The organism is Rhizobium sp. AG207R (genome assembly GCF_027109195.1).
GTDB classification, from domain to species: domain Bacteria; phylum Pseudomonadota; class Alphaproteobacteria; order Rhizobiales; family Rhizobiaceae; genus Rhizobium; species Rhizobium dioscoreae.
The window spans coordinates 170,661-190,168 of the sequence record NZ_JAEPVT010000013.1; the positions used below are offsets into that span (position 1 = coordinate 170,661).

The following is a 19,508-nucleotide window of genomic DNA, read 5'->3' on the forward strand; positions in this document are numbered from 1 at the left end:
ATCAATGATTTAAGGGGATAGCTGTGATCAAGTCGGAACTGGTGCAGATTGTTGCCGCCCGCAACCCGCATCTCTATCACCGCGACGTCGAAAATATCGTCAATGCTGTCTTGGATGAGATCACCGATGCGCTCGCAGCGGGAAACCGGGTTGAGCTTCGCGGCTTCGGTGCTTTTTCCGTCAAAAACCGGCCTTCACGCTCCGGTCGCAACCCGCGCACCGGCGATACGGTCTTCGTCGAAGAAAAATGGGTTCCCTTCTTCAAGACCGGCAAGGAATTGCGCGAGCGCCTGAATCCGGGCGCCGGCGACGATGAGGAAGACGACAACTGATCGGGCCAGTCCGGTCGAGTTTCCCCAAATGCGCCGACGGAAATAGTTGTCGGACATGATTGTGCCGCGACGCGGTGGCACTTGAATTCAGCCGCCTCTTTTCTATTCTGCGGCTGAAGGCGGCTTGGGTGCGGGACATCCATGGCCGCGGACAAAGGAGCTGCGCAATGGCCAAGAAGATCGTCAATCTGCTGATATTGCTGCCGCTCGGCATCATCCTCATCATATTCTGCGTCGCCAACAGGCAATCCGTGACATTGGCCCTCAATCCGTTCCGACCGGAAGATCAGGTGCTGTCGCTGAATGCGCCGCTGTTCGTTTTGCTATTTGTGGCGCTGATCCTCGGTATGATCGTCGGGGCCGCGGTCACCTGGTTCAATCAGGGAAAGCATCGCAAACGTGCCCGCAATCAGTCGCGGGAAGCGGTGCGCTGGCAGGCCGAAGCCGATAAGCATCGCACGCGTGCCGAAGAAATCGCCGGGCAGCTGCCGTCAAAGTGACGTGAAGTCGGCGAGCCGCATCTCTTTATAGTCGCCCTCCGGCGAGGCGCCGTCGCCGACGATCTCGAAGCCGAGCCTCCTATAAAAGGCCATGGCGCGGATGTTTTTGACCAGGCATTTCAGCCGGTAGCGACGCCGAGGCCAATCCGGCAGGCCGGCAAGCAGTGCCTTGCCGACGCCGCGGCCCTGGAAGGCCGGTAGAACATACAGCATATGGATGAAGTCATCCGGCTCCCAGACTGCGGCAAAGCCGGCAATTACACCATGCCCGTCCTCGCAGACGAACAGGCGTTCGCCATTGGTATGAATGGCGAAATCCTCGAGGGCGAAATGGCCGGGATCGACCCATAGGAACGTTTCGCGACGGACACGGAGATAGATCTCCGCAAGCTGCTGCATGTCCCGTTCGCGTGCAGGCCGGACGGCCCAGGTCTCGAATTTCGATGTCATGATCGACTATATGGGGCCGAAATATTCCGCTGGCAATCAGGCGCTCGCCTGGCCGTTGATGGCAGCGGTGAAATCGGCGAAAAACTGCTGCGCCAGCTTCTTGGCGCTGGAATCGACCAGGCGGGAGCCAAGCTGCGCGATCTTGCCGCCGACCTGCGCCTTCGCCTCATATTGCAGGATGGTCTCGTTGCCGTCTTCCTTGAGTATGACGTCCGCGCCGCCCTTGGCAAAGCCGGCAATGCCGCCCTTTCCTTCTCCCGAGATCGTATAGCTTTCCGGCGCATTGATGTTGGAAAGCTTGACCTCGCCGTTGAAGGAAGCCGAAACGGGGCCGATCTTCAGCTTGACGGTTGCCGTCAGCTCCGTCGGGGAGACCCAGTCGAGGCTTTGACAGCCGGGAATGCATTGTTTGAGGATTTCGGAATTGTTCAGCGCAGCCCAAACGGCGTCTCTGGGTGCTGCGATCCGTTCCTCACCGGTCATGTCCATGCACAATCCTCCCAATGTGACATTTTGTGCATGGATCATCGCAGATCGGAAAGCGCTTTGCCAAGTGGCGGCCAGATGCTATTTGCACGCACATATCAATTTTGAGATAAGCATGGTGAAACATAGGGAAAGCCGGCCCGGCCAGAAAAATACGGGCGGCCTTGGGGCGAAACCCCGGCGTGACATGCCCGGCAAGCCGCCGGCAAAGCCCGCGCATGCTTCAAGGCCAGCCAAGCCTCCGCGCGATCATGGCGAGCGTGTTGCCGAGTCGCGTTCTGCAGCACCTGCCGTCGCCGCGCCGGAACGCCCGCTGATCGCCCGAACCGGTGAGCGTCCGCCGGAGCGCGTGCCAGTTATCCTGGAATCGCTCGGTGCCGGTGATTTCCACCTGATCGACAGCGGCAATGGCCTCAAGCTCGAGCAATACGGTCCCTACCGCATCGTCCGGCCTGAGGCACAGGCGCTGTGGCCGCCGTCGCTTGCCGCGCATATCTGGGATAATGCCGATGCGATCTTCACCGGCGATACCGATGAGGACGGCATGGGCCGCTGGCGTTTTCCGCGCGAGGCGCTCGGCGAGACATGGCCGCTGCAATTGCTCGGTGTCGATTTTCTCGGTCGCTTCACCGCATTTCGCCATGTCGGCGTCTTCCCGGAGCAGATCGTGCACTGGGCATGGATGAAGGAGCAGGTCGAGGCGGCGCAACGGCCACTGAAGGTCCTGAATCTATTCGGCTACACCGGCGTCGCCTCCCTGGTGGCGGCTGCTGCCGGGGCTGAAGTGACGCATGTTGACGCTTCGAAGAAGGCGATCGGCTGGGCGCGCGAAAACCAGGCTTTGGGCCGCATGGAAAAACTGCCGATCCGCTGGATCTGCGAGGATGCGATGAAGTTCATCCTGCGCGAGGAGCGGCGCGGCAACAAATACGACATCATTCTCACCGACCCGCCGAAGTTCGGCCGCGGCCCGAATGGCGAGGTCTGGCATCTGTTCGAACACTTGCCGCTGATGCTCGATATCTGCCGCGAGATCCTGTCGCCGAAGGCGCTCGGCCTGGTGCTGACGGCCTATTCCATCCGAGCCAGCTTCTATTCTATACATGAGCTGATGCGCGAGACGATGCGCGGTGCCGGCGGCGCCGTCGAATCCGGCGAACTCGTCATCCGCGAGGCCGGCCTCGATGGCCGCACGCCGGGCAGGGCGCTTTCCACCTCTCTCTTCAGCCGCTGGGTGCCGAAATGAACCAGGATTTTCGTAGTGACGGCCCGCGCAAGGTCGGACAGGTCAAAGAGGTTACCTCGCTTGCCAATCCGATCGTCAAGGATATCAAGGCGCTGACGGTCAAGAAGTCTCGCGAGGAAAGCGGCGCCTTCCTGGCCGAAGGACTGAAGCTCGTCATCGATGCGCTCGAGCTCGGCTGGACGATCCGCACGCTTGTTTACGCCAAGGCCGCCAAGGGCAAGCCTCTCGTCGAACAGGTCGCCGCCAAGACGGTCGCGGCCGGCGGGCTGGTGCTGGAGGTCAGCGAAAAGGTCATTGGCTCCATTACACGCCGCGACAATCCGCAGATGGTGGTCGGCGTCTTCGAGCAGCGCTGGCGGCCGCTTCGCGACGTCAAGCCGAAGGCGGGCGAGACCTGGGTGGCGCTCGATCGCGTGCGCGATCCCGGCAATCTCGGCACCATCATCCGCACTGCCGATGCGGCCGGCGCTTCCGGTGTCATCCTCGTCGGAGAAACGACCGATCCGTTTTCGCTGGAAACCGTGCGTGCCACCATGGGCTCGGTCTTTGCCGTTCCTGTCGTCAAAGCGACGCCGGAGGAGTTTCTGATCTGGAAGAAGACGGCCGGTGTCGCTGTCGTCGCGACCCATCTGGCGGGCGCCGTCGATTATCGCACCATCGATTACAAGAAGAAGCCCGTCGTCATCCTGATGGGTAACGAGCAGTCCGGCTTGCCGGATGCCCTGGCGAAAGAGGCCGATGCGCTCGCCCGTATCCCGCAGGCCGGCCGCGCGGATAGCCTCAATCTGGCGGTCGCGACGGCAGTCATGCTGTTCGAAGCACGCCGCCATATCCTGACCCTGAGCGAGACCCGATGACCGATAGCGAGACCCATGAGCAGCCGACTGCAAAGCCAGCCCTGTTTTCACGGCCCCTGCCGATCCTGATCTTCATCGTGGTTGCGGTCATTCTCGACCAGGCCATCAAGATCATGGTGGATCATTGGCTGCCGCTGCAGGAGATGGTGCCGGTCATTCCGATGCTGGCGCTCTATCGCACCTATAATCTAGGCGTGGCCTTCTCCATGCTTTCGGGCATGGACGGCTGGTTCATCGTCGGGATGCGGCTCGTCATCGTCGCCTTCGTGCTGTGGCTCTGGCGGCGCACGCCCGATCATCGCTGGCTCGCGCATATGGGCTTTGCCCTGATCATTGCCGGCGCTCTCGGCAATCTGCTTGATCGCTTTCTCTACGGTCACGTGATCGATTATATCCTGTTTCATACGCAGACATGGTCTTTCGCCGTTTTCAATCTTGCCGACAGTTTCATCACCGTCGGGGCAGGCTGCGTCATTCTCGACGAGCTTCTGATGCCCAAAAAGGCAAAAGTTTAAAATTCTAGCGAATCCCTGAAGGCATCGGGAAGAATGCCCATGTTAGCCAGACTGCATGAGCACTCTGGCAGATTTGCAGGAAAAGCTTGCCGCGGCGGCAGTTCACGACCAAACGGGACCGATCGAAGGGTCGGCCGCCGACGAGTCGTCGCTTGCAAAATCGACCGTATCGCGTGAGGCAGGCCGGCACTCGGCGCCGCCTGCGCAAGCCTGGTGGCTGCAAAGCCATTGGCTGAATGGTGGCGGTCTTGTGGCCGGGGCCGCCTTTCTCGCGATCGGCTTCGCCGGAGGTCCTCTGGTGCTTTTAGGCTTTCTTGGCCTCGCAGCCCTTGCGCTGGCAGCCGTCGGCATCGTCAAAACGCGAGGCGCGGCGCGCGAGCCCGAGATTGTCGCTGCCGATTTCAGCGAGAGCGATCACGATCGCCTATGGGAGTACAAGGAAAGCACCAGCCTCCTTGCCACCGTCCACGATGCGCTTGGCGACATCGCGGTCACGCGCAGTATCGATCGCCGGATTCTGCACGCCAACGCCACCTTCAGCAGATTGACCGGAAGGTCGCACCCCGAAGGCCTGACGCTGGAAGAAGCTGGCCTCGTATTCCGTGCCGTCACCGATGCGAAGCATCAGGATGCGGAAATCGCGACACCCGAGGGCCGGCGCATCTTCGCCTGGCACGATGTCATGTTCCGCGATGCGACGACCGGGCAATTATGCATACAGAGCATCGCGCGCGACGTGACGGAGGAGCGGCAGGCAGCCCGCCTGCGCGAAGACGCGAGATTGAAGGCCGAATATAACAGCGCTGCCAAATCCCGGCTGCTCGCTACCGTCAGCCATGAGATCCGCACGCCGCTGTCGGGCATTCTCGGCATGAACCATCTGCTTGCCCAGACGCCGCTGACCCTGGAGCAGGCAAATTACCTGACGGGCATTCGTCAGTCGGGTCACGCGCTGGTGCAGCTGGTCGAAGATCTCCTTGATTTCTCCACGATCGAAGTCGGTCGCTTCCAGTTGCATCCGCGCACGGAGGCTTTGCGGCCGCTGCTGGAAGGCGTCATCGAGATGCTTGCGCATCGAGCCCATGAGAAGGGCATCGAAATTGCCGCGAGCGTTGCGGCCGACGTTCCCGAGAGCATGGAATTCGATCCAGCCCGGCTGCGCCAGATCCTGTTCAACGTCATCGGCAATGCGGTGAAGTTCACCCAGACCGGCGGTGTGCTTGTCAGTGTCGACCTCAACGGCCCGGATTTGACGATATCGGTGCGCGATAGCGGTCCCGGCATGACCGAAGAAGAACAGGCCCGCGTCTTCGGCGAATTCGAGCAGGCCGGCACCACGGTGGAAAGAAGCGCCGGCACCGGCCTTGGCCTTGCAATCTCCGCCCGCATCCTGCGCGAATTCGGCGGCGGGCTCAGCGTTGCCAGCGAGCGCGGCGAGGGCAGCGAATTCGTCATCTCCTTCCCGGTCGGCCTGATTGCCGGCGAAGACGGATACGATCGGCGCAATACCATGCTTAGGGGATCTCGTATCCTGCTGCTGGCTCCCCAAGGGGCGGCAAGCACGGCCATCATGCGAACCATCCAGACCCTTGGCGGCCATTGCCGGCTGATCGGCCCGGGCGACATGGATGACCTGCTGCCTTCGTTTCCGATGGGCGAGGGCGGGGTCTGGACGGATCTCATCGTCGACCATCGCATGGCGCCCTGGTACTTCAGCGAGGGAAATGCGCTTGCGGTGCCAAGGCTGCGCAAGATCTTCCTGGTCAATCCCGAGGAGCGCAACACCCATCCGCTCGACCTTTTCGACGCCTGGCTCATCCGGCCGCTGCGCGAACAGTCGCTGATCGATGTGCTGAGAGGCCGCATGCGCGGTATGGAAAAGCGCGAAGCCTTGATCGAGGCAGTCTCCGAGATCGGCATAACGACACCAGAGTCGGAAGACCGCGCGCTCGATATTCTGCTGGGTGAGGATGACCCGGTCAATGCGATGCTGGTCCGGGCCATGCTCTCCAAGGCTGGCCACAGGGTTCGCCTCGTCGAGGATTTCGATGGTCTTCGAGCCCGCACCGAAGACGGCGAAGCGCGGCCGGAGGTGCTGGTGACGGATTTCAACATGCCGGGCGGTACGGGTGCGGCTGTGCTTGCGCAATTGCGCGCTCATGAGCGCAGGCATGGCCTGCCGCCGCTTCCGATCATAGTGCTGACCGCGGACAGCCGCGATTCGATACGTCGTCAGGCACTGTTGGCCGGAGCCGATGCCGTCATCGTCAAGCCGGTCGATCCCGAAAAGCTGACGGCCGCGCTACGCGGCCTGTCGAGATCGGTCTTCGAACGCGCCTAGAAATCATCGGCTATCTGCGGATGAAAATTGCAAAGCCGGCTCATCAATGCTTGATAGCGGCGGTTGACATGGCTCAACTTATGGCAATCGTCCTCGCTAAGTTGGGGATGGCGCGTCCATTCGAAAAATTGCAACGGGCACGGTTCTTGCTTTTAGCCAAGCTGCGTGTCACTTTCCTGTCGCACGAATTTGGTTTATGGCGCTATATCGGCCCGCAGGGGGAGAATCGCCATGTCCATCGAAATTTTGAATCGCGAAGCTCAGGGCGAAATGGTTCAGTCTTCAAAGGCAACGGTTGAGCCAGTTGCCAGCGATGTGCTTGGACGCATCGGAAATCTCGAAACGCGCCTTGCCCGCACGGCGCGCGAAATCGATGCCGCTCAGGCCGTCCGCTACCGCGTTTTCGTCGAAGAGATGAACGCGCAACTGCCGGCTGACGCCATGCGTCGTCAGCGTGATGTCGACAGCTGGGACGACATTTGCGACCATCTTCTGGTGCTGGACCGCTCGCTTGAGGGCGATCCGGAAGACCAGATCGTCGGCACCTATCGCCTGCTGCGCCAGGAAGTGGCCATGGCCAATGGCGGCTTCTATTCCTCATCGGAATTCGACATCGATGCGCTGCTCGCCCGTCATCCCGATAAGCGCTTCATGGAGCTCGGCCGTTCCTGCGTGCTGCCGGATTACCGCAACAAGCGTACGGTGGAACTGCTCTGGCAGGGCAATTGGGCCTATGCGCTGAAGCATGGCATGGGCGCCATGTTCGGTTGCGCATCCTTCCCGGGCATTCTGCCGGAGCAGCATGCGCTGGCGCTTTCCTTCCTCTATCACAATGTTCTCGCCAAGGACGAATGGGCCGTCGGTGCGCTGCCATCGCTGGCACGCAACATGGATCTGATGCCGGTCGAGGCCGTCAATCCGAAGAAGGCGCTGATGTCGCTGCCGCCCTTGATCAAGGGCTATCTGCGTCTCGGCGCCATGGTCGGCTCGACCGCCGTGGTCGATCAGGCTTTCAACACGACAGACGTTCTGATCGTCCTGCCGATCGCCAGCATTTCCAACCGCTACGTGAATTATTACGGCGCGGATGCCGGTCGCTTCGCCAGCTGAGGACTATCAAGGGATCGCGAAAATATCGATCGCATCCGTGATGCCGCGCAGCGCGACATGATGCGATTGCGGCGTGAGGCCGCGCCTTGTCATCAGTTCGGCAGCGCGAGGATGATCGAGCACCGAGCTGGTGGCGAAGATCTCGCGTGACGTGGCGAGGTGCTGGACGCGGGATGCGATATTGACCGTCTGCCCGAAATAATCCTGTCGTTCGTTCAGGCTCACGGCGATGCACGGCCCCTCATGGATGCCGATTTTCAGAAGAAGATCATCATTGCCGCGCTCTTCGTTGAGGCTGAGCATGGCCTCTCGCATCCGCATCGCCGCAGTGAGCGCCCGGTCCGGCGTCGGGAAGGTCGCCATGACCGCATCGCCGATCGTCTTGACGACCGCGCCCGCCTCTGCCGCCACGATCTCATGCAGGATGCCGAAATGCGTTTTGACCAGATCGAAGGCCGCAAGATCGCCAACCCTTTCGTATAATTCCGTCGAACCGCGCAGGTCGGTGAACAGAAAGGTCAGGCTGGTGATCTTCAGCCGCTGATCGATGTCAATCGTGTCCGTCCGATAGATGTCACGGAAGGTCTGGTTGGAAAGCAGGCGCTTGGCGGTCAGAAATGGCCGGCGTTGTCCAAGCAGCGTATGAAGGGCATCGTTGGCCACGCAGATCGATGGCAGCACGCGAAGGTCCGTGTGGTTCTCCATCTGGACGCGTAGCGGGCCGGGCCGCAATTCTATGGCCTCGCTATGGCGATGCATGCGATCGAAAACGAGCGAGAGAGCCTGCCGCTCCTTCGATGGTTCTCCCTTCACGTCGAGGAATTGCGCCGCATGCGTGACCGGCTCGAAGATGATGGTGAATTCCGCCGGCAATTGAAGCGATATGACCGCTTTCTCGCCCGGCGGCAGTTCCAGGGATTCCAAAACGAACTGATCGACTTTTTCTTCGTAACCCTCGTCGGGAAGGTCGATGCCTGAGCCCCAATAAATCTGGCGGAAATATTCGAGCGGCGACAGATCGTGCGGATTGTGCGCTTCTATGTGGCGCACGCGTGGACTGACGGTGAAGGTGACTTCGACCATCTCGTCGAGCGTCGGCTCGTATCCGGCTGCGCAAAGCGTGCAGTTATAGGTATCGCTCTGCACGGTTTTGAGTGAAGTATTGGCATCCAACACTCCGCCGCAGCCGGGGCAAAGAACATTCCACGACATCTCGAACAGGCCGAGGCGCGAGGCGTGCAGAAAGGCATTGACGGCCTGTTCTTCATCGAAGCCGTGGCCTGCCGCAAAGGCGAGCGCATTCACACGGTTGAGCTTGCGGTCGGGTGCCTCAAGAACGAGCCGCTCGATAGCATCGACAATGTCAGGCTGCGCTGAATGGCGCAGCACTCCGAACAGGACCTGAGCTTCACTCATCCCCCTATTTTACACCGAATTGATACGGCAGCCCATCACCTTTGTTGGGTCGCCGGCTCAGTCTTATGGGGTAGTGGTTACGAGCCCGCGCCATAAGCCGCGATGGCGGCCATGTTGACGATATCGGAATCCTTGGCGCCCATCGATGTGATCTGCACCGGCTTGTCGAGACCTACGAGCAGCGGCCCGATGACCGTGGAGCCGCCGAGCTCCTGCAGCATCTTGGTGGAGATCGCCGCAGAGTGGAAGGCGGGCATGACAAGCACGTTTGCCGGTCCGGAAAGCCGCGAGAAGGGATAGAGGCTTTCCATGAGCTTGCGGTCAAGCGCCACGTCGGCCGCCATTTCGCCGTCGAATTCAAAGTTGACGTATCGCTTGTCGAGAATATTAACCGCTTCACGCACCCGCTCGGAACGTTCGCCTGGGGGATGGCCGAAGGTGGAATAAGCGAGCATGGCGACGCGCGGCTCATAGCCCATGCGCCGGGCGAAGCCGGCAGCTTCCTCGGCGATATCGGCCAGTTCTTCGGAGGTCGGCATGTCATGCACGGCGGTATCGGCAACGAAGACGGTTCGGCCGCGGGCAAGCACGATCGATATGCCGATGACCCGGTGTCCCGGTTTGGCGTCGATGCAGCGGCGTACATCGCCGAGCGCAGTCGAATAGTTGCGCGTCACGCCCGTCACCATGCCGTCGGCATCGCCCAGTGCGACCATGCACGCGGCAAAATGATTGCGGTCGTTGTGGATCAGGCGCGTCACGTCACGATGCAGGTAGCCCTGGCGCTGCAGCCGGGCATAGAGATAATCGATATAGGCATCACCGCGCTTCGAGATGCGGGCATTGACGATCTCGAGGCCTGGGCGGTTGAGATCGATGCCGGCGCGCTCGGCGGTTGCCTGGATCAGATCCTCGCGGCCGAGCAGGATGGCGGTGCCAAGCCCCTGATTGGCGTAGGAGAGGGCGGCGCGCATGACCTGCTCTTCTTCCGCCTCGGCAAAGACGATGCGCTTCTGGTGCCGGCGGACACGCTCGTAGAGCTGTGCCAGTGTTGAGGCGATCGGATCGCGCCGGGCAGAGAGTTCGCGCGCATAGGCGGCCATGTCGGCAATTTCGCGGCGTGCGACGCCGCTCTCGATCGCGGCTTTTGCGACAGCCACCGGAATGGCCGAGATCAGGCGCGGGTCGAAGGGCACAGGGATGATGTACTGCGCGCCGAAGCGCGGCCGCGCGCCCTGATAGGCTGCCACGACATCGTCAGGCACGTCTTCGCGCGCAAGGCTCGCCAGCGCGTTGACGGCGGCGATCTTCATCTCGTCATTGATGGTCGTGGCGCGCACATCGAGCGCGCCGCGGAAGATATAGGGAAAGCCGAGAACGTTGTTGACCTGGTTCGGATAGTCCGAACGCCCCGTCGCCATGATGGCGTCGTCGCGGATGCGGGCGACTTCTTCCGGCGTGATTTCCGGATCGGGATTGGCCATGGCGAAAATGATCGGCCGGTCGGCCATAGAACGGATCATATCCTCGGAAAAGGCGCCCTTCTGCGACAGGCCGAACACGACGTCGGCGCCCTTCATTGCTTCCGCCAGCGTGCGCTTGTCGGTCTTGACGGCGTGTGCCGACTTCCACTGGTTCATGCCTTCGCTGCGACCCTGGTAGATCACGCCCTTGGTGTCGCAAAGGACGATGTTGTCCGGGGCGAAGCCCATCGACTTGATCAGCTCGATGCAGGCGATGGCGGCAGCGCCGGCGCCGTTGCAGACGAGCTTGGTGGTCTTCAGGTCGCGGCCGGTCAGCTCCAGCGCGTTGATGAGGCCGGCAGCGGCGATGATGGCGGTTCCGTGCTGGTCGTCATGGAACACGGGGATATCCATGAGCTCGCGCAGGCGCTGCTCGATGATGAAGCAGTCGGGTGCCTTAATATCTTCAAGATTGATGCCGCCGAAGGAGGGGCCGAGATAGCGCACGCAATTGATGAATTCGTCGACATTCTCGGTGTCGATCTCGAGATCGATCGAATCGACGTCGGCGAAGCGCTTGAACAGCACCGATTTGCCTTCCATGACCGGCTTGGAGGCGAGTGCGCCGAGATTGCCGAGGCCGAGAATGGCTGTGCCGTTCGAAATGACGGCGACCATGTTGCCGCGCGAAGTATAGTCGTAGGCGGTGGCCGGATCTGCAGCGATCGCCTTTACGGGAACGGCGACACCGGGCGAATAGGCAAGGGAAAGATCGCGTTGTGTCGCCATCGGCTTGGTCGGGTTGATCTCAAGCTTGCCGGGGCGCCCGTTCTTGTGGAAGTCCAGTGCTTCCTGATCGGTGATCCCCGTTCCTGGACGCGACTTGCTCTTGCTGTCAGCCATTGTTCCTCCAAACCTCCTGTGGGCGACCGGTCCCTCTTGTCCGATAGCTGTTGTCTTCTATAGCGGCGCGCGGATAGGGTGGCACCTCATTTTTTTGGAAAAACTGCACCTCCGTGAACGAACGTATTAACGCCAGCATCGATGCTTTCTCGGCCGCCGAGCTTGCCTCGGAGGAAAGCCGTGCCTCGGCCACTCCGATGATGGAGCAATATATCGAGATCAAGGCGAACAATCCCGGTTCGCTGCTGTTCTATCGCATGGGCGACTTCTACGAACTGTTCTTCGAAGACGCCATCGATGCGTCGCGTGCGCTCGGCATCACGCTGACGAAGCGCGGCCAGCACATGGGGCAGGACATCCCGATGTGCGGCGTTCCGGTTCACGCTGCCGATGATTATCTGCAGAAACTGATCGGTCTCGGCTTTCGCGTTGCTGTATGCGAGCAGGTGGAGGATCCTGCCGAAGCGAAAAAGCGCGGCGGCAAATCGGTGGTGCGGCGCGATGTCGTGCGCCTGGTGACGCCGGGTACGATCACCGAAGAAAAGCTGCTTTCGCCCTCGGAATCCAATTATCTGATGGCGCTCACCCGTATTCGCGGTGGCGCCGAGCCGCAGCTGGCGCTTGCCTGGATCGATATTTCGACAGGCGTCTTCCGTCTTGCAGAAACGGAGACGTCGCGGCTGCTCGCCGATATCCTGCGCATCGATCCGAGAGAACTGATCCTGCCGGATACGATGTTTCATGATCCGGAGCTGAAGCCCGTTTTCGATATCCTCGGCCGGACCGCTGTTCCGCAGCCGGCGGTGCTCTTCGACAGCGCCAGCGCCGAGGGACGGATCACGCGTTACTTCGGCGTGTCGACACTCGATGGTTTTGGCACGTTCAGCCGCGCCGAATTGGCTGCGGCTGCCGCTGCAATTGCCTATGTCGAAAAAACCCAGCTCGCCGAGCGGCCCCCGCTGGGATTGCCGGAGCGCGAAAGCGGCGCCTCGACACTTTTCATCGATCCCGCCACGCGTGCCAATCTCGAACTGGTTCGCACGCTCTCCGGCGATCGCAACGGTTCGCTGCTGAAGGCGATCGACCGTACCGTGACCGGCGGCGGTGCCCGCCTTCTTGCCGAGCGGCTGATGTCGCCGCTGACCGACCCTGCCCGTATCAACGAACGGTTGGATTCGATCGGCTTTCTGACCGAGGAGCCATCGCTCTGCAGCGATCTGCGTTCGGCATTGAAGCATGTGCCCGACATGCCGCGCGCCCTGTCGCGCCTTGCGCTCGATCGTGGCGGCCCGCGCGATCTCTGGGCGATCCGTCAGGGGCTGGCGGCGGCGGCCGATCTTGCCCGGCTTCTCGATGGCGCCTTGCTGCCGGAAGAGCTTGCCGCCGCACTGGACGGACTGAAAGCTTTACCGGCTGATCTCGAAGCCATGCTTGCGGCGAATCTTGCCGACGAGCTGCCCCTGCTGAAGCGCGACGGAGGTTTCCTGCGGGAAGGGGCGAATGCCGAGCTGGATGAAGTGCGGGCACTGCGCGACCAGTCGCGCCGCGTCATCGCCGGCCTGCAGCTGCAATATGCCGAGGAAACCGGCATCAAGTCGCTGAAGATCAAGCACAATAATGTGCTCGGCTACTTTATCGAGGTCACCGCCGGCAATGCCGGTCCGATGACGGACACCAGCGAAGCCAAGGCGCGCTTCATCCATCGCCAGACCATGGCGAATGCCATGCGCTTCACCACTACAGAACTTGCCGATCTTGAAAGCCGCATTGCCAATGCCGCCGACAAGGCGCTGGCGATCGAACTCGAGGCCTTCGACCGCATGGTTGCGGCCGTTGTGGCTGCTGCCGAGGCGATCAAGACCGGCGCCCGCGCGTTGTCGGTGATCGATGTCGCGGCGGGGCTTGCACTGCTTGCCGAGGAGCAGGCCTATTGCCGGCCCGTCGTCGACGGCAGCCGCATGTTCGCGATCGAAGGCGGCCGTCATCCAGTCGTCGAACAGGCGCTGCGCCGTCAGGCCGGCGGTCCGTTCGTCGCCAACAATTGCGATCTTTCGCCGAAAGCCGACGGCAAGGATGGCGCGATCTGGCTCCTGACCGGCCCGAACATGGGCGGTAAATCCACCTTCCTGCGCCAGAATGCTTTGATCGCTATTCTAGCGCAGATGGGCTCCTTCGTGCCCGCCGCTTCGGCCCATATCGGTATCGTCGACCGGCTCTTCTCGCGCGTCGGCGCTTCCGATGATCTTGCCCGTGGCCGCTCGACCTTCATGGTCGAGATGGTCGAGACGGCGGCGATCCTCAACCAGGCAACGGAACGCTCCCTCGTCATCCTCGACGAGATCGGTCGTGGCACCGCGACCTTCGACGGTCTTTCGATCGCATGGGCAGCCGTCGAGCATCTGCATGAAGCCAACCGATGCCGCGGTCTGTTCGCCACGCATTTCCACGAGCTGACCGTGCTCTCGGAAAAGCTCGGCCGGCTTTCCAATGCCACCATGCGCGTCAAGGAATGGGATGGCGATGTCATCTTCCTGCACGAGGTTGGGCCGGGGGCTGCCGATCGCTCCTACGGTATCCAGGTGGCGCGACTCGCCGGTCTGCCGGCTTCCGTTGTGGCGCGCGCCCGCGATGTCCTGACGCGGCTTGAAGATGCCGACCGCAAGAATCCGGCAAGCCAGCTCATTGATGATCTCCCCCTCTTCCAGGTGGCCGTCCGCCGGGAGGAAGCCGTTGGCCGGCGCGAGCCGTCCAAGGTTGAGGAACGGCTGAAAACGCTCGATCTTGACGATCTGACGCCGCGAGCCGCCCTGGATGTACTCTATGAACTGAAGAAAACGCTTACCAAGACCAGTTGACCGCAGGCGATATTCCAAAGGCAATATGATGTATCTCGAAGTTCTTCTCGCCGAAGTCCGCATTCTGGGTGAGCGCTTCTCTCCGATCGCCGCGCGCGGCAAGATCTGCGGCGAGGGCGAAGCCCCGGACTGTGAATCCGATCGGGGCCTGCTCGATATCACGCTGTCCTGCAGCCGCATTTCCGATATCTGCTCCAAGATCGCCAAGGCCGGTTATTGGGAATGCGAGCGCGAAATGGTGACGCAGATCGGCGCTCAATCGCGAAACATACTATATAGTTTGAACGAGCTCAGACGGGCACTTGAGCCGGCAAGGCCCTAAAACTGCCGATTTCTGCGTCGATGGCCGTCACGCTTCGTCAACCTTGGCCCGATAGAAATCTTGACGGATCATCGATTCGAGATGATCGGCTCCAGCTGGCTTTGGGGATGCGGGCGTAGAATGCCTGTGTCAATCGCTGGGCAAAGAGGCTATAGCGCATGCAGACGAAAAGACGGGCGCGCCGGCAACGGACCGCGGTCAGCGAAGAGAAAGCCGATCGGCAGAGCATGGAAACGCATCATATCGATTTTTCGACCATTCTCGATGTATCCGCGCTGAAGGCGGAGTGCGAGACCCTCACCAAACGCGGCCTGGATAAGAATGAAGAGCGCTCCGCACTGCTGGCGCTGTTGAAAAAGGCAAGCCAGGATGGACGGGAAGAAGCGCGGCGGTTGCTGATCGCCGACGGCAGCGGGCTTAATTGCGCGCACCGGATTTCCTGGCTGCAGGACCAGATCATCACCGTCCTCTACGATTTCACCGTCCATCACGTCTATCCGAAGCAGGCCGGCGCCTTCTCCGTCACCGCCGTCGGCGGCTATGGCCGCGATACGCTGGCGCCGGGCTCCGATATCGACCTTCTCTTCCTCTTCCGGCCGAAGCCGGAGAGCGAGACGCACAAGGCGGTCGAATTCATTCTCTATATGCTGTGGGACATGGGCTTCAAAGTCGGCCACGCCACGCGCACGGTCGAGGAGTGCATCCGAGAGGCCAAGTCCGACATGACGGTGCGCACCGCCATTCTCGAAACCCGCTATATCTGCGGCAACATCGCGCTGGAGCGCGAGCTGCAAGCCCGTTTCGACAAGGAGATCGTCACCAATACCGGCCCGGAATTCATCGCCGCCAAGCTCGCCGAGCGTGACGAGCGCCACCGCAAGGCGGGCGACACCCGCTATCTCGTCGAGCCCAACGTCAAGGAAGGCAAGGGTGGCCTGCGCGACCTGCACACGCTGTTCTGGATCTCGAAATATTACTATCACGTCCGCGATCCAGCCGAGCTGGTAAAGCTCGGCGTGCTCTCGAAACAGGAATATCGTCTCTTTGAGAAGGCCGAGGATTTCCTCTGGGCCGTGCGCTGCCATATGCATTTCCTGACCGGCAAGGCGGAAGAGCGGCTTTCCTTCGATATCCAGCGCGATATCGCCGCAGCCCTCGACTATAACGCCCGCCCGGGCCTTTCGGCCGTCGAGCGCTTCATGAAGCATTATTTCCTTGTCGCCAAGGATGTCGGCGATCTCACCCGCATCCTCTGCGCCGCACTGGAGGACCAGCAGGCGAAAGCCACGCCGGGGCTCACCGGCGTCATCAGCCGTTTTGCCAACCGCTCGCGCAAGATCCCCGGCACCGTCGAATTCGTCGAAGACCGCGGCCGCATCGCGCTTGCCAATCCCGATGTCTTCAAGCGCGATCCGGTCAGCCTTATCCGGCTGTTCTTCGTTGCCGATATCAATGGGCTGGAATTCCATCCGGACGCGTTGAAGCGCGTCACCCGCTCGCTGAACCTCATCGACAACGATCTGCGCGAGAACGAGGAGGCGAACCGGCTCTTCCTCTCCATCCTCACCTCGAAGCGCGATCCCGCACTCATCCTGCGCCGCATGAACGAGGCCGGCGTGCTCGGCCGCTTCATTCCGGAATTTGGCAAGATCGTCTCGATGATGCAGTTCAACATGTATCATCACTATACGGTGGACGAGCATCTGATCCGCGCCGTTGAGGTGCTATCGGAGATCGACAAGGGCAAGGCCGAGGATATCCATCCGCTGACCAACAAGCTGATGCCTGGCATCGAGGATCGCGACGCGCTCTATGTCGCCGTCCTGTTGCACGATATTGCCAAGGGCCGCGAGGAGGACCATTCGGAAGCCGGCGCCGCAGTTGCACGCAAGCTCTGCCCACGCTTTGGCCTTTCGCCCAAGCAGACGGAGCTGGTGGTCTGGCTGATCGCGGAACATCTGACCATGTCGATGGTCGCTCAGACGCGCGACCTGACCGACCGCAAGACCATTATCGATTTCGCCGACCGGGTGCAGTCGCTTGACCGGTTGAAGATGCTGCTGATCCTGACCGTCTGTGATATCCGCGCCGTTGGCCCCGGCGTCTGGAACGGCTGGAAAGGCCAACTGTTGCGCACGCTCTATTATGAAACCGAGCTGCTGCTGTCAGGAGGTTTCTCCGAAGTCTCGCGCAAGGAACGCGCCGAAGCCGCTGCCGAAGCGCTGGAACACGCACTCGCGGATTGGAGCCAGAAGGAGCGCAAGGCCTACGTCAAGCTGCACTATCAGCCCTATCTGCTGTCCGTGCCGCTGGAAGATCAGGTCCGCCATACGCAGTTCATGCGTGAATCCGACAAGGCGGGCAAAGTCCTCGCCACCATGGTGCGCACCGACAGCTTCCACGCCATCACCGAGATCACCGTGCTCTCGCCTGACCATCCGCGTCTTTTGACCGTGATTGCCGGCGCCTGCGCTGCTGCGGGCGCTAATATCGCCGATGCGCAGATCTTCACGACATCGGATGGCCGCGCGCTCGACACCATCCATGTCAGCCGCGAATTTCCTGATGATGCCGACGAACTGCGCCGCGCCGGCACCATCGGCAAGATGATCGAGGACGTGCTGGCCGGCCGCAAGCGGCTACCGGAGGTCATCGCGACGCGCACGAAGAACCGCCGCAAGAATAAGGCTTTCGTCATCCCGCCGTCGGTCATCATCACCAACAGCCTCTCCAACAAGTTCACGGTCATCGAGGTCGAATGCCTCGACCGCCCAGGCCTGCTGTCGGAAATCACGGCCGTTCTTTCGGACCTGTCTCTCGATATCCAGTCTGCGCGGATCACCACCTTCGGCGAAAAGGTCATCGATACCTTCTATGTCGCCGACCTGGTAGGCCAGAAGATTTCCAACGAGAACAGGCGAGCCTATATCACCGCCCGCCTGAAAGCCGTCATGGCCGGCGAAGAGGATGAAATGCGCGAGCGCATGCCCTCCGGCATCATCGCGCCCGCCGCCACGCGCGGCGTCGCCGTCGAAAAGTCAGACACTGAGAAGAAAGCCGGTTCAGCCGCATGAGCCTAGTCAAGAAATTCATCACGGTCGGTGGCGCGACGCTCGGCAGCCGCATCTTCGGCTTCGCCCGCGAAACGCTGATGGCCGCTGCCCTCGGCACCGGGCCGATGGCCGACGTCTTCTACGCCGCCTTCCGCTTTCCGAATCTCTTCCGCCGATTGTTTGCCGAAGGCGCCTTCAACGCCGCCTTCGTGCCGCTTTTTGCAAAAGAGATCGAGGCGAATGGCATCGACGGCGCCAAGCGGTTTTCCGAGGAAGTATTCGGCGTTCTCTTCTCGGTCCTGCTGTTGATCACTATCGTCATGGAACTAGCCATGCCGCTCCTGGTGCGTTGGGTCATCGCACCTGGTTTCGCCGACGATGCCGAGAAATTCGATCTGACGGTCCGGTTGGCCGCCGTGATGTTCCCTTATCTCATGTCGATGTCGCTGACGGCGATGATGAGCGGCATGCTGAACTCGCTGCATCATTTCTTCGCTGCCGCCGTGGCTCCGATCTTCCTAAACCTAGTGATGATCAGTGCGCTGTTCTATGCGATCTACTACGGCGCCGATCCGCTGAGCACAGCCTGGTACTTGTCCTGGTCGGTACTGGTGGCAGGCGTGCTGCAGCTGGCGGTCGTCTATATCGGCGTGCGTCATGCCGGCATCAGTATCGGTCTGCGCTTTCCGCGCTTCACGCCCAATGTCAAACGGCTCCTGCTTCTTGCGATCCCGGCGGCCATCACCGGCGGCGTCACTCAGATCAATCTGGTGATCGGCCAGGCAATTGCCTCGGGCAAGGAAGGCGCGATCGCCGCCCTGCAATATGCAGACCGCATCTACCAGTTGCCGCTCGGCGTCGTCGGCGTCGCGGTCGGAATCGTGCTTCTGCCGGAACTAGCCCGCTCGCTGAAATCAGGCCATATCAAGGAAGCTGCCAATATCCAGAACCGCTCGATCGAATTTGTGCTGTTCCTGACCCTGCCGGCCGCTATTGCCCTCTGGCTGCTCTCTGACGATATCATCCGCGTGCTTTACGAGCGCGGCGCCTTTAACTCGGAAAATACAAAGCTGGTCGGCTCCATCCTCGCAATCTTCGGCCTTGGCCTGCCGGCTTTCGTGCTGATTAAAGCACTGCAGCCCGGCTTTTATGCCCGCGAAGATACGAAATCGCCGATGCGCTACACGGCGGTCGCCGTCGCCGTCAATTCGGCGCTGTCCATCTTGCTTTTCCCGGTGCTGGCCGAACGCGGCATTGCGCTCGCTGAGGCGGTTGCCGGATGGCTGAACGCCGTGCAGCTCTTCGTCACACTCTATCGCCGCGGACATCTCGCCTGGGAATGGTCGCTGGCGCGCCGCACTGTGATGCTGCTCGTATCCTCCGCCGTCATGGGCGGCGTTATCGTATATTTGTCTGATCGCTGGGAGCCGCTTCTGGGGGGGAGCTCGTCGCTGCTCATCAAAACCGGCATCCTGGGCTTGCTCATATTGATTGCGATGGCGGTGTATTTCATTGTCGCCTTCCTGATCGGCGGCGTGGATTTGGGCATGGTACGCCGCAATTTGAAGCGCAAGCGGGCCGCGACCGCTCCAGATGCCGAGGTGGCGAACGGGGAATAACAAAGGCTCCTTCGCCTGATCGAACGGTGCGAGATTGAAT

15 protein-coding genes are annotated in these 19,508 nt (G+C 61.1%); 11 read left to right on the forward strand and 4 right to left on the reverse strand.

The features are described from left to right. Positions 1–23: 23 nt before the first annotated feature. Positions 24–332: an integration host factor subunit beta gene (locus JJQ51_RS27770; protein ID WP_015338608.1), complete on the forward strand. Its 309-nt coding sequence runs from the start codon at positions 24–26 to the stop codon at positions 330–332. A 167-nt stretch (positions 333–499) separates the two neighbouring features. Further along, positions 500–832 (forward strand): LapA family protein, encoded by a 333-nt coding sequence (locus tag JJQ51_RS27775; protein ID WP_069611376.1) that lies wholly within the window; start codon positions 500–502, stop codon positions 830–832. Here the strand turns inward: JJQ51_RS27775 and JJQ51_RS27780 are convergent. Together JJQ51_RS27780 and JJQ51_RS27785 are read right to left on the reverse strand one after the other, a co-directional pair. After that, positions 824–1,282, reverse strand: a complete 459-nt coding sequence (locus JJQ51_RS27780) for a GNAT family N-acetyltransferase (protein ID WP_113351323.1) — start codon at positions 1,280–1,282, stop codon at positions 824–826. The two genes, JJQ51_RS27775 and JJQ51_RS27780, sit on opposite strands and share 9 nt — an antisense overlap. A 36-nt stretch (positions 1,283–1,318) precedes the next feature. Then, on the reverse strand, positions 1,319–1,771 hold the full coding sequence (locus JJQ51_RS27785; RefSeq protein ID WP_113329981.1) for an SRPBCC family protein: 453 nt from the start codon (positions 1,769–1,771) through the stop codon (positions 1,319–1,321). A gap of 115 nt (positions 1,772–1,886) precedes the next feature. Here JJQ51_RS27785 and JJQ51_RS27790 point away from each other — a divergent pair, with 115 nt between their 5' ends. The 5 genes from JJQ51_RS27790 (at position 1,887) to JJQ51_RS27810 (ending at position 7,837) form a co-directional block, all read left to right on the forward strand. Beyond that, positions 1,887–3,014, forward strand: coding sequence for a class I SAM-dependent methyltransferase (locus JJQ51_RS27790; RefSeq protein WP_269245559.1), 1,128 nt, complete (start codon positions 1,887–1,889; stop codon positions 3,012–3,014). Next, a complete protein-coding gene (locus JJQ51_RS27795) occupies positions 3,011–3,871 on the forward strand; it encodes a TrmH family RNA methyltransferase (RefSeq protein WP_113351321.1) in 861 nt (286 codons plus the stop codon). Before JJQ51_RS27790 ends, JJQ51_RS27795 begins: the two co-directional genes overlap by 4 nt. Next, entirely contained in the window at positions 3,868–4,386 is a 519-nt protein-coding gene (gene lspA / locus JJQ51_RS27800) for a signal peptidase II (RefSeq protein WP_069611144.1), read from the forward strand. The genes JJQ51_RS27795 and lspA overlap by 4 nt, the downstream gene beginning before the upstream one ends. 55 nt (positions 4,387–4,441) lie before the next feature. Further along, positions 4,442–6,727: a hybrid sensor histidine kinase/response regulator gene (locus tag JJQ51_RS27805; RefSeq protein ID WP_269245546.1), complete on the forward strand. Its 2,286-nt coding sequence runs from the start codon at positions 4,442–4,444 to the stop codon at positions 6,725–6,727. Positions 6,728–6,958: 231 nt separating this feature from the next. Beyond that, positions 6,959–7,837 carry a GNAT family N-acetyltransferase gene (locus JJQ51_RS27810; RefSeq protein ID WP_113329985.1) on the forward strand — a complete coding sequence of 293 codons (879 nt, stop codon included), beginning with the start codon at positions 6,959–6,961 and terminating at the stop codon, positions 7,835–7,837. A gap of 6 nt (positions 7,838–7,843) precedes the next feature. Here JJQ51_RS27810 and JJQ51_RS27815 read toward each other — a convergent pair whose 3' ends face one another. Together JJQ51_RS27815 and JJQ51_RS27820 are read right to left on the reverse strand one after the other, a co-directional pair. Continuing rightward, a complete protein-coding gene (locus JJQ51_RS27815) occupies positions 7,844–9,253 on the reverse strand; it encodes an adenylate/guanylate cyclase domain-containing protein (protein WP_152093773.1) in 1,410 nt (469 codons plus the stop codon). A 77-nt stretch (positions 9,254–9,330) separates the two neighbouring features. Then, a complete protein-coding gene (locus tag JJQ51_RS27820) occupies positions 9,331–11,619 on the reverse strand; it encodes an NADP-dependent malic enzyme (RefSeq protein ID WP_113351318.1) in 2,289 nt (762 codons plus the stop codon). Positions 11,620–11,816: 197 nt separating this feature from the next. On the opposite strand from JJQ51_RS27820, the gene mutS reads away from it, so the two are divergent. From mutS to murJ, 4 genes are all read left to right on the forward strand, one after another. Further along, positions 11,817–14,474: a DNA mismatch repair protein MutS gene (mutS, locus tag JJQ51_RS27825; protein WP_371864872.1), complete on the forward strand. Its 2,658-nt coding sequence runs from the start codon at positions 11,817–11,819 to the stop codon at positions 14,472–14,474. A 25-nt stretch (positions 14,475–14,499) separates the two neighbouring features. Next, positions 14,500–14,796 (forward strand): hypothetical protein, encoded by a 297-nt coding sequence (locus JJQ51_RS27830; protein WP_244575268.1) that lies wholly within the window; start codon positions 14,500–14,502, stop codon positions 14,794–14,796. A gap of 158 nt (positions 14,797–14,954) precedes the next feature. Next, positions 14,955–17,870, forward strand: a complete 2,916-nt coding sequence (locus tag JJQ51_RS27835; RefSeq protein ID WP_113351316.1) for a [protein-PII] uridylyltransferase — start codon at positions 14,955–14,957, stop codon at positions 17,868–17,870. Beyond that, positions 17,867–19,468 carry a murein biosynthesis integral membrane protein MurJ gene (gene murJ / locus JJQ51_RS27840; protein WP_113329991.1) on the forward strand — a complete coding sequence of 534 codons (1,602 nt, stop codon included), beginning with the start codon at positions 17,867–17,869 and terminating at the stop codon, positions 19,466–19,468. The genes JJQ51_RS27835 and murJ overlap by 4 nt, the downstream gene beginning before the upstream one ends. Positions 19,469–19,508 lie beyond the last annotated feature (40 nt).

Coding starts and splice junctions, on each gene's coding strand:
- JJQ51_RS27810 (WP_113329985.1), top strand. CDS start 6,959: ATGTCCATCGAAATTTTGAATCGCGAAGCTCAGGGCGAAATGGTTCAG.
- JJQ51_RS27830 (WP_244575268.1), top strand. CDS start 14,500: ATGATGTATCTCGAAGTTCTTCTCGCCGAAGTCCGCATTCTGGGTGAG.
- lspA (WP_069611144.1), top strand. CDS start 3,868: ATGACCGATAGCGAGACCCATGAGCAGCCGACTGCAAAGCCAGCCCTG.
- JJQ51_RS27805 (WP_269245546.1), top strand. CDS start 4,442: ATGAGCACTCTGGCAGATTTGCAGGAAAAGCTTGCCGCGGCGGCAGTT.
- JJQ51_RS27795 (WP_113351321.1), top strand. CDS start 3,011: ATGAACCAGGATTTTCGTAGTGACGGCCCGCGCAAGGTCGGACAGGTC.
- JJQ51_RS27780 (WP_113351323.1), bottom strand. CDS start 1,282: ATGACATCGAAATTCGAGACCTGGGCCGTCCGGCCTGCACGCGAACGG.
- JJQ51_RS27835 (WP_113351316.1), top strand. CDS start 14,955: ATGCAGACGAAAAGACGGGCGCGCCGGCAACGGACCGCGGTCAGCGAA.
- JJQ51_RS27785 (WP_113329981.1), bottom strand. CDS start 1,771: ATGGACATGACCGGTGAGGAACGGATCGCAGCACCCAGAGACGCCGTT.
- mutS (WP_371864872.1), top strand. CDS start 11,817: ATGATGGAGCAATATATCGAGATCAAGGCGAACAATCCCGGTTCGCTG.
- JJQ51_RS27815 (WP_152093773.1), bottom strand. CDS start 9,253: ATGAGTGAAGCTCAGGTCCTGTTCGGAGTGCTGCGCCATTCAGCGCAG.
- JJQ51_RS27775 (WP_069611376.1), top strand. CDS start 500: ATGGCCAAGAAGATCGTCAATCTGCTGATATTGCTGCCGCTCGGCATC.
- JJQ51_RS27820 (WP_113351318.1), bottom strand. CDS start 11,619: ATGGCTGACAGCAAGAGCAAGTCGCGTCCAGGAACGGGGATCACCGAT.
- murJ (WP_113329991.1), top strand. CDS start 17,867: ATGAGCCTAGTCAAGAAATTCATCACGGTCGGTGGCGCGACGCTCGGC.